Source organism: Lentilitoribacter sp. EG35, from assembly GCF_040784015.1.
Taxonomy (GTDB): domain Bacteria; phylum Pseudomonadota; class Alphaproteobacteria; order Rhizobiales; family Rhizobiaceae; genus Lentilitoribacter.
This window is the reverse complement of the sequence record NZ_JBFNGQ010000002.1, coordinates 378,750-393,254: the sequence shown is the minus strand read 5'-3', so window position 1 is coordinate 393,254 and position 14,505 is coordinate 378,750. Positions and strand designations below refer to the sequence as shown.

The 14,505-nt window shown below is 45.4% G+C and carries 16 protein-coding genes and 1 other RNA gene; 10 read left to right on the top strand and 7 right to left on the bottom strand.

Translation table 11 applies throughout. The features are described 5' to 3' along the window. Window positions 1-3 precede the first annotated feature (3 nt). Window positions 4-942 (bottom strand): NAD(+) diphosphatase, encoded by a 939-nt coding sequence (gene nudC / locus AB2J24_RS05765; RefSeq protein WP_367384763.1) that lies wholly within the window; start codon window positions 940-942, stop codon window positions 4-6. Window positions 943-1,098: 156 nt separating this feature from the next. Between nudC and ffs the strand changes: the two genes are divergently transcribed. Both ffs and AB2J24_RS05755 read left to right on the top strand, forming a co-directional pair. Beyond that, window positions 1,099-1,196: signal recognition particle sRNA small type (gene ffs, locus AB2J24_RS05760), an RNA gene on the top strand. Between the two features lie 55 nt (window positions 1,197-1,251). Next, entirely contained in the window at window positions 1,252-1,725 is a 474-nt protein-coding gene (locus tag AB2J24_RS05755) for an MmcB family DNA repair protein (RefSeq protein WP_162654388.1), read from the top strand. Window positions 1,726-1,735: 10 nt separating this feature from the next. On the opposite strand, the gene AB2J24_RS05750 is transcribed toward AB2J24_RS05755, so the two are convergent. The 4 genes from AB2J24_RS05750 to rph form a co-directional block, all read right to left on the bottom strand. Further along, window positions 1,736-2,278, bottom strand: a complete 543-nt coding sequence (locus AB2J24_RS05750; RefSeq protein WP_162654387.1) for an ActR/PrrA/RegA family redox response regulator transcription factor — start codon at window positions 2,276-2,278, stop codon at window positions 1,736-1,738. A 116-nt stretch (window positions 2,279-2,394) separates the two neighbouring features. Further along, window positions 2,395-3,567, bottom strand: a complete 1,173-nt coding sequence (hemW, locus tag AB2J24_RS05745) for a radical SAM family heme chaperone HemW (protein WP_367384762.1) — start codon at window positions 3,565-3,567, stop codon at window positions 2,395-2,397. A gap of 11 nt (window positions 3,568-3,578) precedes the next feature. Beyond that, a complete protein-coding gene (rdgB, locus tag AB2J24_RS05740) occupies window positions 3,579-4,223 on the bottom strand; it encodes an RdgB/HAM1 family non-canonical purine NTP pyrophosphatase (RefSeq protein ID WP_367384761.1) in 645 nt (214 codons plus the stop codon). A 9-nt stretch (window positions 4,224-4,232) separates the two neighbouring features. After that, complete coding sequence (gene rph / locus AB2J24_RS05735; protein WP_367384760.1) at window positions 4,233-4,949, bottom strand: ribonuclease PH; 717 nt, start codon at window positions 4,947-4,949, stop codon at window positions 4,233-4,235. A 181-nt stretch (window positions 4,950-5,130) separates the two neighbouring features. Here rph and hrcA point away from each other — a divergent pair, with 181 nt between their 5' ends. The 6 genes from hrcA to AB2J24_RS05705 all read left to right on the top strand — a co-directional run bounded on the left by hrcA (window position 5,131) and on the right by AB2J24_RS05705 (window position 10,830). Then, the gene (gene hrcA, locus AB2J24_RS05730; RefSeq protein ID WP_244627961.1) at window positions 5,131-6,180 is read left to right on the top strand and encodes a heat-inducible transcriptional repressor HrcA; all 1,050 of its coding nucleotides are present in this window, start codon (window positions 5,131-5,133) and stop codon (window positions 6,178-6,180) included. Between the two features lie 115 nt (window positions 6,181-6,295). Then, a complete protein-coding gene (locus AB2J24_RS05725; RefSeq protein ID WP_367384759.1) occupies window positions 6,296-8,137 on the top strand; it encodes a DNA polymerase III subunit gamma/tau in 1,842 nt (613 codons plus the stop codon). Window positions 8,138-8,167: 30 nt separating this feature from the next. After that, window positions 8,168-8,491 carry a YbaB/EbfC family nucleoid-associated protein gene (locus tag AB2J24_RS05720; protein WP_162654382.1) on the top strand — a complete coding sequence of 108 codons (324 nt, stop codon included), beginning with the start codon at window positions 8,168-8,170 and terminating at the stop codon, window positions 8,489-8,491. Window positions 8,492-8,540: 49 nt separating this feature from the next. Next, window positions 8,541-9,146, top strand: a complete 606-nt coding sequence (recR, locus tag AB2J24_RS05715) for a recombination mediator RecR (protein ID WP_162654381.1) — start codon at window positions 8,541-8,543, stop codon at window positions 9,144-9,146. Window positions 9,147-9,160: 14 nt separating this feature from the next. Beyond that, window positions 9,161-10,393 carry a lytic murein transglycosylase gene (locus tag AB2J24_RS05710; RefSeq protein ID WP_367384758.1) on the top strand — a complete coding sequence of 411 codons (1,233 nt, stop codon included), beginning with the start codon at window positions 9,161-9,163 and terminating at the stop codon, window positions 10,391-10,393. Between the two features lie 2 nt (window positions 10,394-10,395). Continuing rightward, window positions 10,396-10,830, top strand: a complete 435-nt coding sequence (locus AB2J24_RS05705; protein ID WP_367384757.1) for a VOC family protein — start codon at window positions 10,396-10,398, stop codon at window positions 10,828-10,830. A 3-nt stretch (window positions 10,831-10,833) separates the two neighbouring features. Here AB2J24_RS05705 and AB2J24_RS05700 read toward each other — a convergent pair whose 3' ends face one another. After that, window positions 10,834-11,286: a YaiI/YqxD family protein gene (locus tag AB2J24_RS05700; RefSeq protein ID WP_367384756.1), complete on the bottom strand. Its 453-nt coding sequence runs from the start codon at window positions 11,284-11,286 to the stop codon at window positions 10,834-10,836. 149 nt (window positions 11,287-11,435) lie between these two features. Between AB2J24_RS05700 and lepA the strand changes: the two genes are divergently transcribed. Continuing rightward, window positions 11,436-13,241 carry a translation elongation factor 4 gene (gene lepA, locus AB2J24_RS05695; protein WP_367384844.1) on the top strand — a complete coding sequence of 602 codons (1,806 nt, stop codon included), beginning with the start codon at window positions 11,436-11,438 and terminating at the stop codon, window positions 13,239-13,241. Here the strand turns inward: lepA and AB2J24_RS05690 are convergent. Then, entirely contained in the window at window positions 13,238-14,050 is an 813-nt protein-coding gene (locus AB2J24_RS05690) for a helix-turn-helix domain-containing protein (RefSeq protein ID WP_367384755.1), read from the bottom strand. The genes lepA and AB2J24_RS05690 overlap by 4 nt on opposite strands. Window positions 14,051-14,116: 66 nt before the next feature. On the opposite strand from AB2J24_RS05690, the gene AB2J24_RS05685 reads away from it, so the two are divergent. Continuing rightward, entirely contained in the window at window positions 14,117-14,503 is a 387-nt protein-coding gene (locus tag AB2J24_RS05685; RefSeq protein WP_367384754.1) for a DUF3224 domain-containing protein, read from the top strand. Window positions 14,504-14,505: the final 2 nt, after the last annotated feature.

Below are 14,505 nucleotides of genomic sequence, written 5' to 3'. Positions count from 1 at the left end.
GTATCACATATCCAACCAGTCGCGCATTAGCCTATGTGCTATCGCACCTTCCGGCGGGGACAATCGATCCTCACCCTCGGATGATTTTAGCCGTTCGGCAATTTCGTCTCGTGTGAACCATCGACAATCTTCAAGCTCGTTCTTATCGAACATGATTTCTGTTGTTAGCGCTTCTGCGTAACAGCCAATCATCAAACTGTGTGGAGCTGGCCAAGGCTGGCTTGCGTGATATTTAACGCGACCAATTTTGATGTTGGACTCTTCCAACGTTTCGCGACGAACCGCATCTTCAATAGTTTCTGCTTGCTCGATAAATCCTGCAAGTGTCGAATACATATTGGGCAGAAAATGTGGACTTCTCCCCATAAGGCATTTGTCGGACGCTTCATCAACCACAAACATAATAACCACAGGATCAGTTCGCGGGAAATAGGTTCGATCACATGATGGACAGTGACGATGATAACCACCTGCTTTTGGCACTGTTGGACCGCCGCACGCACCGCAGAACATGCTGTTATTTACCCATGCGTTGATACTCGCAGCTTGTGCCAGCTCGCCTAGAGTCTCCTCAGGTAACGCAATATCCGCGTAAATCTGCCGAGCATAGATGAAATCTAATTCTTCTTTCTGGGGTTCACTCGGATTTAATGTAATTGAAATTCGTGGTTGCCCCTGATCATTCCAACCAAGCAGTGTGGCGTTCTCAAAATCCGGGTTGAGAGATTCAATGGCATCTCTCCTATGAAGCACTGTTCCATCGCTTACATATGCCGCGCCATCTGAAAAGGCGTAAAACTTTACCTCATCAGCGGATAAGGCGTCTTCCAGGCACCCCTCAGGACGGTCTTCAGTCAAGCGGTTGAGTTTATTTTGAGAAAATGCGGTGAGTGCACTTGCTTCTGTTTGTTTAGGTTGATCTCTAAAGAGGAAAGATGTCATATTTTCTCAAACTAGGTTGTTGGTATCGCATTCGAATACGATGCATATCGTAGGTTTTAAGAAATGGACAGGATTTGTGCCGTCGCTTTACGTATAATTTGCTGATATTCAGATTTATTCTTGCAATTTGCCCCATGAAAGACGATATAGACCTCGGGAGGTTGGTGGTGGACGAGCCACTCGCCAACCGGGTCAGGTCCGGAAGGAAGCAGCCCTAACGAGATCCGGCACGGGTCATTGTTCCAGCCTCCTACTTCTTTTCGTCACTAAATTGTTGTTTGATGAAAATGTTCATGGCATGATTTGTCTATGACAATTGTATCTCCACATGATTCTAATCCGCTTGTTGATGGTCGGCAATCCGAACGAGCCATGACAATCAGGCGTGGTGTGCAAAGAGTTTTACGAGATTTTCGATTTTCGATGTTGCCAGAACTAACGCTCGCATCAGGTCGACGTACGGACATCATCGCGGTTGGTGAAAAAGGTGAGATTTGGATTATCGAGATTAAATCGTCAATTGAGGATCTTCGAGTGGACAACAAGTGGCCTGAATATCGTGATTATTGCGATCGCTTGTTTTTCGCCACGTTGCAAGATGTGCCGCAAGAAATCTTCCCGCAGGATTGTGGATTTATCCTAGCTGATGGTTTTGGCGGGCATGTTTTAAGAGAAGCGCCAGAACACAAATTGGCTTCATCGCGCCGGAAATCTCTTATGCTTCGTTTCGCGCGTGCCGCAGCAGACAGGTTATTAGCGGCGGAACTTGCCGCTAATTCATAGTATAAGCATATCAGCGCGGCGCGCGTTTTGCCAAGATGCGCTGTAGAGTTCTGCGGTGCATATTTAGACGCCGCGCCGTTTCAGACACATTGCGATCGCACATCTCATACACACGTTGAATATGCTCCCAACGAACGCGATCGGCGGACATTGGATTATCAGGCGGGCCCGCTTTTTCATCGGGGCCACGTGTAAGGGCTGCTACTACATCATCTGCGTCGGCAGGTTTTGCTAAATAATCAACCGCGCCAAGTTTTACAGCTGTTACAGCGGTCGCGATATTTCCGTATCCAGTGAGAACCACCATTTTCGTGTCTTCACGCTTGCGGCGGATCGCTTCTATGACGTCCAGACCATTACCATCACCAAGGCGCATGTCAACAACGGCGTATTTGGGAGGGTTTGCCTGAGCTTTAGCAAGTCCTTCAGTCACCGATTCAGCGGTCTCAACGACAAAGCCTCGACCTTCCATGGCACGAGCAATGCGTCTTAAAAACGGACCGTCGTCGTCAACAATCAGTAAACTCGGGTCAGGCCCAATATCTTCAGTCATAAAATTCTATCCAATTTTCAGCTTCTTACCGCAAATATAGGTCTGATATATCCATATTGTATAGTGGTCGCAAATTTTGAACTGCGACATTTTCGTACTAAAGCATAAGTCTTGCTCTATGCCAATTCAGCAATAATGGAATTGAGCACCAAAATTCCTGAATCAGTGCAGCGAATTCGACTGTTGCCGAGGCGCTCTATTAAGCCCTGTTCAAGAAGATTGGCCTCTCGAGCTGTATTAAAGCTTCTACCTGAAAGGTTCTCCCAACGAGCAACATCAATACCTTCTTTTAGGCGAAGTCCCATAATAAGCACTTCGTCAGCCTGTGTATTTTTTTCAAGGATCTCTTCTGTAATGATGCCATGGCCATTCTTTTTAACATTCGATGCCCAATTTTCAGGATGTGGCTCAGTGATTGTCGCAAGCTTTGTTTCATTCACTGATATTCGACCATGGGCACCAGGTCCAACGCCCACATAATCGCCATAGCGCCAATAATTTAGATTATGGCGACTTTCTGCGCCAACTTTTGCGTGATTAGACACCTCATAAGCCGGCAAATTATATGAAGCACATACATCTTGAGTGGCGGCATAAATGTCGACCATATGATCATCATCGGGTGTTATTATTTTGCCGGCTTCATGAAGTTTAAAAAACGGCGTGCCTTCTTCGATTGTAAGTTGGTACAAAGAAAGGTGATCAACAGCCATATCTATGGCTTCAATAAGCTCATTTTGCCAAGATTTAATTGTCTGGTTTGGACGACCATAAATGAGGTCAAATGACATACGCGGAAAAATCTCACGTGCTAGATTTATAGCTTCCTTTGCATCCTCTACTGAATGCAGCCTTCCCAAGAATTTTAAATCCCGATCATTGAGCGCCTGCACACCCATTGAAACCCGATTGACGCCAGCGTCATGGTATCCACGAAAACGGCTTGCTTCAACACTAGATGGGTTTGCCTCCATCGTGATTTCTATATCGCTCGGCACATCCCAAAGGTTGTGGATCTGTGACAAGATTGCATCGACTGTGTCAGGATCCATTAAAGATGGTGTACCTCCACCAAGAAAGATACTTGTGACAGTTCGCGCACCCGATAGTTCACGATTATGCTCAAGTTCCTGCTCAAAAGCTTTTATAAACCGCTTTTGGTCGATTTTTTGATGCCTCACATGGGAATTGAAATCGCAATAGGGGCATTTAGCGGCGCAAAATGGCCAATGAACGTAGATACCAAATCCAGATGTTTGATCAAGTAATGATTGGGATAATGAGGGCATATCTTTGCCCCTTAAACACCTAGGCAAGTTTCAGCAAAAAACTTAAATGCGCGCGCACGATGAGATAAAGCTGTTTTATCACCTGGTTTCCATCCATGTTTTTCCTCGGCGGTCATTTCACCAAACGTTGTATCAAAACCATTAGGCACAAACACCGGATCATAGCCAAAACCGGATGTTCCACGAGGTGGCCATGTTAGATGACCTTCGGCTTCCCCGCGGAAAAACTCTCGGTGTCCGTCAGGCCAACGCATGCATAAAACGCTGACAAATCGCCCTGTGCGTTCTTTCGGGTCTGAAACAGCTTTGGCTTGCAGCGCATCTTCAACCTTCTTCATCGCAAGGTCAAAGTCGCGGGTGCCATCTTCTGTTTCAGCCCAATCGGCAGTGTAAACGCCGGGATCACCATCAAGTGCATCGACCACTAGCCCTGAATCATCAGAAAGTGCAACCAGGCCAGTTGCCATAGAGGCGGCATCTGCCTTTGTCGCTGCATTTTCCTCAAATGTCGTGCCGTTTTCCGCAGGTTCAGGAAGTCCAAGTTCACCTGCAGAAACAACGTCTATGCCCAACGGTCCGATAAGATCGCGAATTTCACGAAGCTTTCCTTCATTATGGGTCGCTAGGACAATTTTTTTGCCTTCAAACTTGCGCATTATTCAATCCTACTTAATGCATTCTTTTTGCAAATTAACGAGGTCGGAGATGCTGGATTTTGCAAGACCCATAAGTTGCCCGAACTCTTCTTCGGAAAATGGGTCAGCTTCCGCCGTACCTTGAATTTCAACAATCCCGCCTGAACCAGTCATAACAAAGTTTGCATCCGTGTCAGCCGCGGAATCTTCCAGATAATCCAAATCTGAGACCGGTTGGCCAGCAAAAATGCCGCAGGAAATCGCTGCGACATGATCCTTTAGAACACGATCGGTTTTCACCATGTTGCGCTCTTCCATCCATTTAAGGCAGTCATGCAAAGCAATCCATGCGCCGGTGATTGAAGCCGTACGTGTGCCGCCATCCGCTTGAATGACGTCGCAATCAAGAGAGATTTGGCGTTCGCCTAATGCTTCAAGATCAACAACTGCGCGTAGTGAACGTCCGATAAGACGTTGAATTTCTTGCGTGCGGCCACTTTGTTTGCCAGAAGATGCTTCGCGGCGCATTCGATCACCAGTTGAGCGCGGGAGCATACCATATTCAGCAGTAACCCAGCCTTTTCCACCATTTCGAAGCCACGGTGGAACGCGCTCTTCCAAGCTGGCTGTGCAAAGCACATGCGTATCACCGAATTTCACAAGGCAAGATCCTTCAGCATGTTTTGAAAAGCCGCGCTCAAAAGAGACGTCTCGCATCTGGTCTGTTTTTCTTCCTGAAGGACGCATTCAATTCTCCGATGTGACTAATTTGATTCTTAACGAGATATCTAGCCTTTGTTAATGGCGCATGCAAAGGAAAAGAGCTTAAAATTCTAGTAGAATATGCTTGAACACTCTATATAATTTAAAGAAGTAAAAGTCTTTGTTGTTTTATTGGTTGGAGCGGGTCGGTCGGCTCGATAGAAATTTGAAAGATCTTGATGATCGCTCGCGCGATGTATTTAGAAGTATCGTTGAAACCTATCTGGGTTCAGGCGAGCCGCTTGGTTCTCGGAATTTATCAAAGATGCTTCCTATGGCGATATCACCAGCCTCTGTACGCAATGTGATGAGTGATCTGGAAGAGTTAGGCCTGATATATTCTCCGCATGTAAGTGCAGGGAGAATGCCTACGGATTTAGGTCTTCGGTTTTTTGTGGATTCATTCATGCAAGTGGGTGATTTGCAACCCGAGGAGCGCGAACAAATTGAGCAACAAGTACCAACAAATGTCGGACAGCCCATAGAAGGACTTCTGACAGAGGCAAGTAAGTTGCTCTCTGGTGTTTCAAGCGGTGCTGGTTTGGTTATGGCTGCAAAAAGCGATGGTGCAATTAAGCATATTGAATTCATTCGACTTGAACCCACAAAGGCACTCGCAGTAATTGTTGGCGAAGGTGATCGTGTTGAAAATCGGGTTATCGATTTGCCCGCAGGCACCACTTCTTCGCAATTGGTGGAAGCCAGCAATTTCTTGAACGCGCATTTGGCAGGTCGAACTTTCTCTGAAGTACGCAATAAGCTGGAAGGATTGCGAAATACCATTCGCAGCGAGTTAGACACGCTCTCCAGTGGCTTGGTTGAACGTGGCTTAGCTGTTTGGGCAGACGCAGAAGATGAAGGTTCGCCCGGTCGTTTGATTGTTCGTGGTCGATCAAAACTGTTAGAGAATGTCGGAGCAGATGAAGAGTTAGACCGTGTTCGAATGCTTTTTGATGACCTTGAGAAGAAGGAAAGCCTGATTGATTTGATGAATTTAGCAGAAACAGGTTCAGGTGTTCGCATATTTATTGGGTCCGAAAATAAATTGTTTTCGCTTTCTGGATCATCTTTGATTTTTGCGCCGCTCAAAGATGAGGGTGAACGCGTTTTAGGTGCTGTGGGTATTATTGGTCCGACAAGGCTAAATTATTCTCGTGTGGTGCCGGTGGTGGATTATACCGCCCAACTTGTTTCACGCCTGATGCAGAAAAAGTAAACTTATAACAGGACTAATTTCCGGAATCGCCCGGAATCGCTTTGAATAAAATTAGCGGCCTGCTAATAGTTTTTCTAGGGATATAAAGCGAAGCATTTAAACAGGGTTATTTAGGTTGAGCAGCGAAACCGAATATCGCGTATTGGCGCGGAAATATCGACCAAAAGACTTCTCGGACCTTGTCGGGCAAAACCCGATGGTTCGCACGCTCACAAATGCATTCTCATCAGGGAGAATTGCGCAAGCCTGGATGCTGACAGGTGTTCGCGGGGTGGGTAAAACCACAACCGCTCGTATTCTTGCGCGCGCGCTTAACTATCAAAAAGATGGTATTGACCAGCCTACAATAGATATTCAAGAGCTCGGCGAACATTGTCAGGCGATCATGGATGGCCGTCATGTTGATGTGGTCGAGATGGATGCGGCCTCTCACACGGGTATCGACGATATTCGTGAAATAATTGAACAGGTTCGCTATAAGCCTATCTCTGCTCGTTATAAAATCTATATTATCGATGAGGTTCATATGCTGTCTACTCAGGCTTTCAATGGCCTGCTTAAGACACTTGAAGAACCACCGGAACATGTAAAGTTTATCTTTGCGACGACGGAAATTCGGAAGGTCCCAATCACTGTTCTTTCCCGTTGTCAGCGTTTTGATCTGCGCCGGATTGATGCTAGCGATCTTTCTGGTCATTTTAAGATGATTGCCGGAAAGGAAGGCGTGGAGATTGATGATGAGTCACTCGCACTTATTTCTCGCGCAGCCGAAGGGTCTGCTCGCGATGGTCTTTCGCTCATGGATCAGGCGATTGCACATGGTAGCGGTAAAGTTGAAGCAGAAGCTGTGCGCTCAATGCTCGGTCTGGCAGATCGAACGCGTATTGCTGATCTGTTTGATTTTCTCATGAAAGGCGAGATTGCAAAGGCTCTCGAGGAATTTAAAGCGCAATATGATGCGGGCGCAAATCCACTTGTCGTACTGACGGATTTAGCCGATTTTACCCATACTGTGACACGATTAAAATACGCACCAGCCGCTAAGGATGATACAGCGCTTACTGAGGTTGAACGAACACGTGGTGCTGAGTTTGGCAAGGTTTTATCGACACCTATATTATCACGGACATGGCAAATGTTGTTGAAAGCAATTTCAGAAACAACAGCATCAAATCGACCATTTGCATCAGCGGAAATGGCGCTCATACGTATTGCACATTCTGCACATCTACCTAGCCCGGAAGACCTTGCGAAGATTGTTACAGCGTCCGAACAAAGCCAAACTAACGGTGGGGCACCAGTTCCAGCGGGTTATGGTTCCAATGGTGGGGCAGTTCAATCTGCAAAAACAACGCCACAAAGTTCTGAACCACAAAGTAATCAAAATTCTGGAGATGCACCAACGGTTATGTTGGCTAATGGGACTAATGATTCACGAGGTATAATGCTTCATGCAATCGATAATCCCAATCCGCAACCGTTGGTCGTGTCTGAACCTGAACTTCCAAGTGTTAAAATTGAAAGTTTGGAAGATTTAGTCGCACTTGCAGATCAACATCGCGATGTTACGACAAAGATCCAAATTAGAAATCACGTCCGTTTAGTTAGTATTGAGCCTGGTCGACTAGAAATTAGCCTTACCGAACAGGGGTCGCCGACCCTACCTGGTGAGTTGATCGATAAATTGAAGAAGTGGACGGGCGTTAAATGGATTGTCGGGCTCAATCGTGACGCAGGCGGACCAACACTTGCTGAATTAGAATCTGAAAAGCAAGAAGCGCTTGTTACAGATGCACGTGAAGATAAGGATGTTGCTGCCATATTGAAGAAGTACCCTGGCGCACGCATAACAAATGTTAGAATTGCCATTCAGGATGATGATTTTCATTTTAGTGAGACCGAAGATGGTGATATCTCTCCAGACAGCATAGACGATAATACGGACTTACCAGAGTAAGGTCCTCAAAGTAATAATTAGGAGTTTGAAATGAAAGACATCATGGGAATGATGGGTAAAGTAAAAGAACTGCAAGAGAAGATGGGTACGATGCAAGAAGAGATTGCAGCGATGGAAGTCGAAGGCTCTTCTGGCGGTGATTTGGTCAAAGTAACGCTTAATGGCAAAGGCATTATGATGGGCCTTGCTATCGATCCTTCGCTTATTGTCGATGGAGAGGGCGAAATCCTTGAAGATTTGATTCTGGCAGCTCACAATGATGCCAAAGGTAAGGCTGATGCGATGGCAGCAGAAAAAACAGCTGCACTAACAGAAGGCCTGCCAATTCCTCCGGGCATGAAACTTCCCTTCTAAAACAATTTTTTTAAGAGACGAGACGACTCGAATCGCCTAAAACTTGATTATGGTAAAACGAGTAACTGGTCCAGAAATTGAGAAGCTTATTCAGCTTTTAGCGCGTGTGCCCGGTCTTGGGCCGCGCTCGGCAAGACGTGCTGCCTTGCATCTTATCAAGAAAAAAGATCAACTTCTCGGGCCTCTCGCAGGCGCGATGGGAGAGGCTTTTGACAATGTGGTTATCTGTTCTACATGCGGTAATGTGGATACCTCAAACCCGTGTACAATCTGCCAAGACCCAAGACGTGATGTCAAAACACTTATAGTCGTTGAAGATGTTTCTGATCTTTGGGCGTTAGAGCGTGCAGAAGTGATGAATGTTAAATATCACGTTCTTGGTGGCACTCTTTCACCATTAGATGGAATAGGGCCAGAAGATTTAACAATTCGGGAACTTGTAGATCGTGTTGAGCAAGACGGTATCTCGGAATTGGTGATCGCTGTAAATGCTACGGTCGAGGGGCAGACAACAGCCCATTATATTACAGATCAGTTAAGCGGACTTGATGTGAAAGTAACTCGTCTCGCACACGGTGTTCCTGTGGGTGGTGAACTTGATTATCTGGATGAGGGAACGCTCACAGCGGCAGTACGATCTAGAACTTCCTTTTGATTTAGGAGCTTAATATGACGAAGATTCAATTTAGTATATTTGTCTTCCTCCTTTGTTTTCTTCCTCTCCATGCGGGTGCGCAGTCACTGGATAAACAGTTTGCGACTTGGGCGCAGACTGATTTGAAAAGAGCAACAAAGTCTGCAGGAATATCAAATCGTACCTTTAAACGTGCAATGTCAGGTGTTCAGCTTGATTTAAAATTACCTGGGTTAACTTTGCCTGGTGCGAAGCAGAAAAAACAAAAACAGACGCAAGCGGAATTTCGTTCTCCCGCCAATTATTTTAATGAAAAACGAATGCAGGGTCTTGCCAGCATCGGCAACTCTCTATTGGTCAAACACCAAAAAACCTTGCAGCGTATTGAACAAAAATATGGTGTTCCCGCAGGTATTATCCTCGCAATTTGGGGGCGTGAATCGGGCTATGGTCGTGCATCAATCCCCCACTCGGTTGTACGAGTTCTCGCAACACGGGCTTTTCTTTCGGATCGTAGGGAGTTCTTTCAAAAAGAACTGATTGCCGCAATGAAGATCATTCAGAGTGGTGATGTATCAGCCGCAAAGATGAAAAGTTCATGGGCCGGTGCCATGGGCCAACCGCAATTTATGCCGTCAAGTTACCTCCAATTTGCAGTGGATTTTGATGGGGACGGCAAGCGTAACATCTGGTCATCAACGCCGGACGCGCTTGCTTCGATAGCAAATTATCTAAAGCAAAGTGGTTGGCAATCAAATCGCGATTGGGGTTTTGAAGTTTCATTGCCAGCAGATGCAAATTGTGCCCGTGAGGGCCCGGATATGGCCAAACCTATCAAGTCTTGGGCACAAGAAGGGATATTGCGGATCAGCGGAAGACCATTTCCGACATTGGAGATGTCGCAAGCAGGTATGCTGATATTGCCGGCGGGCATCTGGGGGCCAGAGTTCATCGTTACGCCCAACTTTTATGTGATAAAAAAGTACAATAATTCTGACAATTATGCATTGTTTATTGGAAATCTTGCCGATCGAATTGGCTTTGGAATGGGCAGCTTTAAAACCAAATGGGCAAATCAAAAAGTCATGTACCGATCTGATATTCGTAAGATTCAACAAAGGCTTGAGATGCAGGGTTATGATGTCGGTGGAGCTGATGGCTTACCTGGGTACAAAACACGTCGTTCGATTGGCGATTGGCAACAGAAGAAGCGAATAAAGCAAACATGTTTCCCCAGTCAAAATCTACTCAAAAAGATGGGCTTATAACTATGGAACAAAGACTTAGTATTGTTACACTCGGTGTTGCGGATCTTGCCCGCTCCAAGGCTTTTTACGATGGGCTTGGATGGAAGGCAGCCTCATCGCCGGAAACTGAAGAAATTATTGCCTATGATTTGATTTCCATGGCACTTGCTCTTTATCCTTGGGAGAAGTTGGCAGAAGATGCGGGGATATCAGTAGATCGCACCGGTCATTCCGCAGTCACTTTGGCTTACAATGTTTCAACCGAACCGGAAGTTGACGATATGATCAATTTAGCCGAGAAGAATGGTGCTTCAATTACAAAGCCAGCGCAAAAGGCATTTTGGGGTGGGTATTCAGGATGTTTTACTGATCCAGATGGCCATATATGGGAAATTGCATTCAATCCATTTGCTAAACTTGGGCCGAATGGGGAGTTTCAATGGAATGGCGTTGCTTAACCGTTAACTTCGTCGTTTCATTTGTACGATTGTTAAGTCAAGTAACGATAAAAATCGCGATCTATCTTTTTTGGAGAACGGCGCAGGCCCCCCGACTTGCTCACCGCCAGCACGTAAATCCGCCATGATGGATCGTGTTGCAACAGCCATACCGATGGAATTTTCAGTAAACGGTTTGCCAGTGGGTGAAAGTACGGTCGCGCGTTTTTCGATAGATCGTTCAGCCAGCAGTATATCAGAGGTAATTACAATCGAATATTCGTTGGCCTCATCTGCAATATAATCATCGGCGGCATCAAATTTGTCGCTAACTACGACGCGTTTGAAGAGTGGATCGTCAGGGATTCGAAAGTGACTGTTACTGACGACCTGCGCCGGAATTTGATACCGTTCTGCGACTTTGTAAATTTCTTCTTTAACCGGGCAAGCGTCTGCATCTACCAGAATATGTATCATATTGGTGTTTCCTGTTCGGTGGTTTGTTTAGCCAAACCCTGTGCCAAGTGCAATCAAATCTGCGCTAAGTTCTAAATTTGGATCGCTTTCGCAACTGCACAGGCAAAACAAGCTTGCTTCTTGCGGCTTTGCACTCTAAATCGCTTGTTATGACAACATCTTTATCACATATCCGAAATTTCTCGATTGTTGCACATATCGATCATGGTAAATCCACACTTGCTGACCGCTTGATCCAAGCCTGTGAAGGGCTGACAGATCGCGAAATGTCAGCCCAAGTTCTCGATAGTATGGACATCGAAAAAGAGCGCGGCATTACGATCAAAGCACAAACTGTTCGTTTGCATTACAAAGCAAATAATGGCGAAGAATATGTGCTTAATTTGATCGACACACCAGGGCATGTCGATTTTGCCTATGAAGTATCGCGATCTTTGACGGCTGTTGAAGGCTCACTGCTTGTTGTGGATGCATCGCAAGGTGTTGAAGCTCAAACGCTTGCCAATGTTTACACAGCTCTTGATGCAGATCATGAGATTGTTCCAGTTTTGAATAAGGTAGATTTGCCCGCTGCCGAACCAGAGCGTATTCGCGAACAAATTGAAGAAGTCATCGGTCTTGATGCCAGTGATGCTCTTATGATTTCAGCGAAGACGGGTGTTGGTGTTCCTGAAGTTTTAGAAGCAATTGTCGATCGCTTACCACCCCCAGAAGGTGGTTCTCCCGATGATCCGCTAAAAGCACTTCTCGTCGATAGTTGGTATGATACCTATCTTGGTGTTATCGTTTTGGTACGCGTGATTGATGGAACCTTGAAAAAAGGTCAGGTTATTCGTTTGATCGGAACCGATGCTAGATATCCCGTCGACCGGGTTGGTATTATTACTCCCAAACTGGTAACGGTTGATGAGCTTGGGCCTGGTGAAATCGGGTTTATCACAGCTTCCATTAAGGAAGTTGCCGATACACGTGTTGGTGATACGATTACTGAAGATAAACGTCCGACCACTGATATTTTACCCGGTTTTAAACCGGCTCAACCAGTCGTATTCTGCGGCCTATTTCCGGTTGACGCAGCTGATTTTGATGATCTTCGTAGCGCAATGGGTAAGCTGCGATTAAATGATGCGTCCTTTGCGTTTGAAATGGAATCATCAGCCGCATTGGGATTTGGTTTCCGTTGTGGTTTCTTGGGTCTTTTGCATCTGGAGATTATTCAGGAGCGGCTAGAGCGCGAATTTGATCTTGACCTGATTGCAACCGCACCATCAGTGGTTTACGAGCTGGAAATGTTTGATGGCAAAGTCATCGAGTTGCACAATCCGGCTGATATGCCGGATGTTATGCATATCACGTCAATCAGGGAGCCCTGGATCAAGGCAACCATCATGACGCCAGATGAATATCTGGGTCCAATTTTGAAACTGTGCCAAGAGCGCCGTGGATTGCAAACGGACCTCACTTATGTGGGCACCCGTGCGATGGTGAGCTATGATTTGCCACTCAATGAGGTCGTGTTTGATTTTTATGATCGTTTGAAATCAATCTCAAAGGGCTATGCAAGCTTTGATTATAAGATTGATGATCACCGCGAGGGCAACTTGGTCAAACTGTCAATTTTAGTCAATGCAGAACCTGTCGATGCCTTGTCAATTTTGGTTCATAGATCATCTGCTGAAAAACGCGGGCGTGCCATGTGCGAGAAGCTTAAAGATTTGATCCCACAGCATATGTTCCAAATTCCGGTGCAGGCAGCAATTGGTGGCAAGATTATCGCACGTGAAACTATTCGTGCCTTGCGTAAAGATGTAACGGCTAAATGTTATGGCGGTGATGCCTCCCGTAAGCGTAAACTTCTGGATAAACAGAAGAAGGGTAAGAAACGGATGCGCCAATTTGGTAAGGTTGATATCCCGCAAGAGGCATTTATTGCAGCTCTTAAGATGGACGATTAGTTCGCACTATTTCTGTTCCTTTTAGTGTATTTTGCTGGACTAAACCCAGTAAGAGATCGAAATGCGTTATTGAAATGAGCTTGATCAGAAAACCCTAACTTTATGGCTAGGTCTGCAAGATCAACTGGAGAATTTCCATTTAAAGTGTCTAACGCTTCAAACATACGATAGCGATTGATAACCCATTTGGGACCTAAGCCTATATGGTTTTGAAACAGTCTTTGGATCTGTCTTGGAGAAATCTTCAGGGCCTTAGATAAGTTTTTGAGGGTAAAAATTTGTGTATCCATTTCAGCCTTCATGACAGCATTTTGAACTTTGATCATATCTTTTGTTGGCTCGATAAAATGTTGAGAGATATGAATATTGAAGGCTTCTAAAGTTTTTTCGACAGATTGTTCCAACAGCATTTTTTCTAACTCCATCCCATCTTTGGGATAGAGTTTATGAATTGGTATGTGAGTATCGGTCAGCTCTGACATGGATTTTTGAACAATGGATTGTCCCATTCCCGACTTTAGTTTTGCACCTAACACAGCACCCTTGCCCTTTAAGAGATAGTCAAACTTACCGCTGGTGCAGCCGAAAAAGCCAGAACCATTTTGTGGGTCGAGCACAAGATGTTGAGTGGGAAACGGGATATTAGATTGCTTGTATTTCTCACCTTCGGGGAGGGCCCAACAAACATGCCAAAAGCGGTCAATAACAGCATCGATGGCTTTGCAGGGCGGAAAGGTTTGGATTGAAATTTTTTCAAGAGATTGACGTTCATTGAGCAGCCCCCTGATTTTTGGTCTTATTTCATTCATGTCGCATTTTTACAATAATTCAAGACAAGTTTCCAACAAACTTCATCAGAGTTAAAGGAGTACAAATTGGAATATAAAGCATCATTTACCATTGAAAAATGGTCTGAAGACAAAATCACCGAAATGCCCGAACCACAGAAATTCAACCGCGGCGAAGTTATTCGCCAGCACAAAGGTTATGTTCATGGGAAGGAAACCATGCATTACACTCTCATATATGCCAATGAAAGACGTAGCGAGTTTTCGGGAATTGGTCTGTGTGAGGGGCATATAGGAGAAGAGAAGGGGCATTTTATCATCATTGAGCGAGGCTCTTACCAAAATGGTAGCGTTGATGTGAAATTTGATGTCCAAAAAATCAATTCAAATGGTGAGTTTGGACCTGTCCTCGGACAGGGGATTTATCATACGAGTGAACATCAAAATATCGAATATATATTTCGTAACGTATAGCG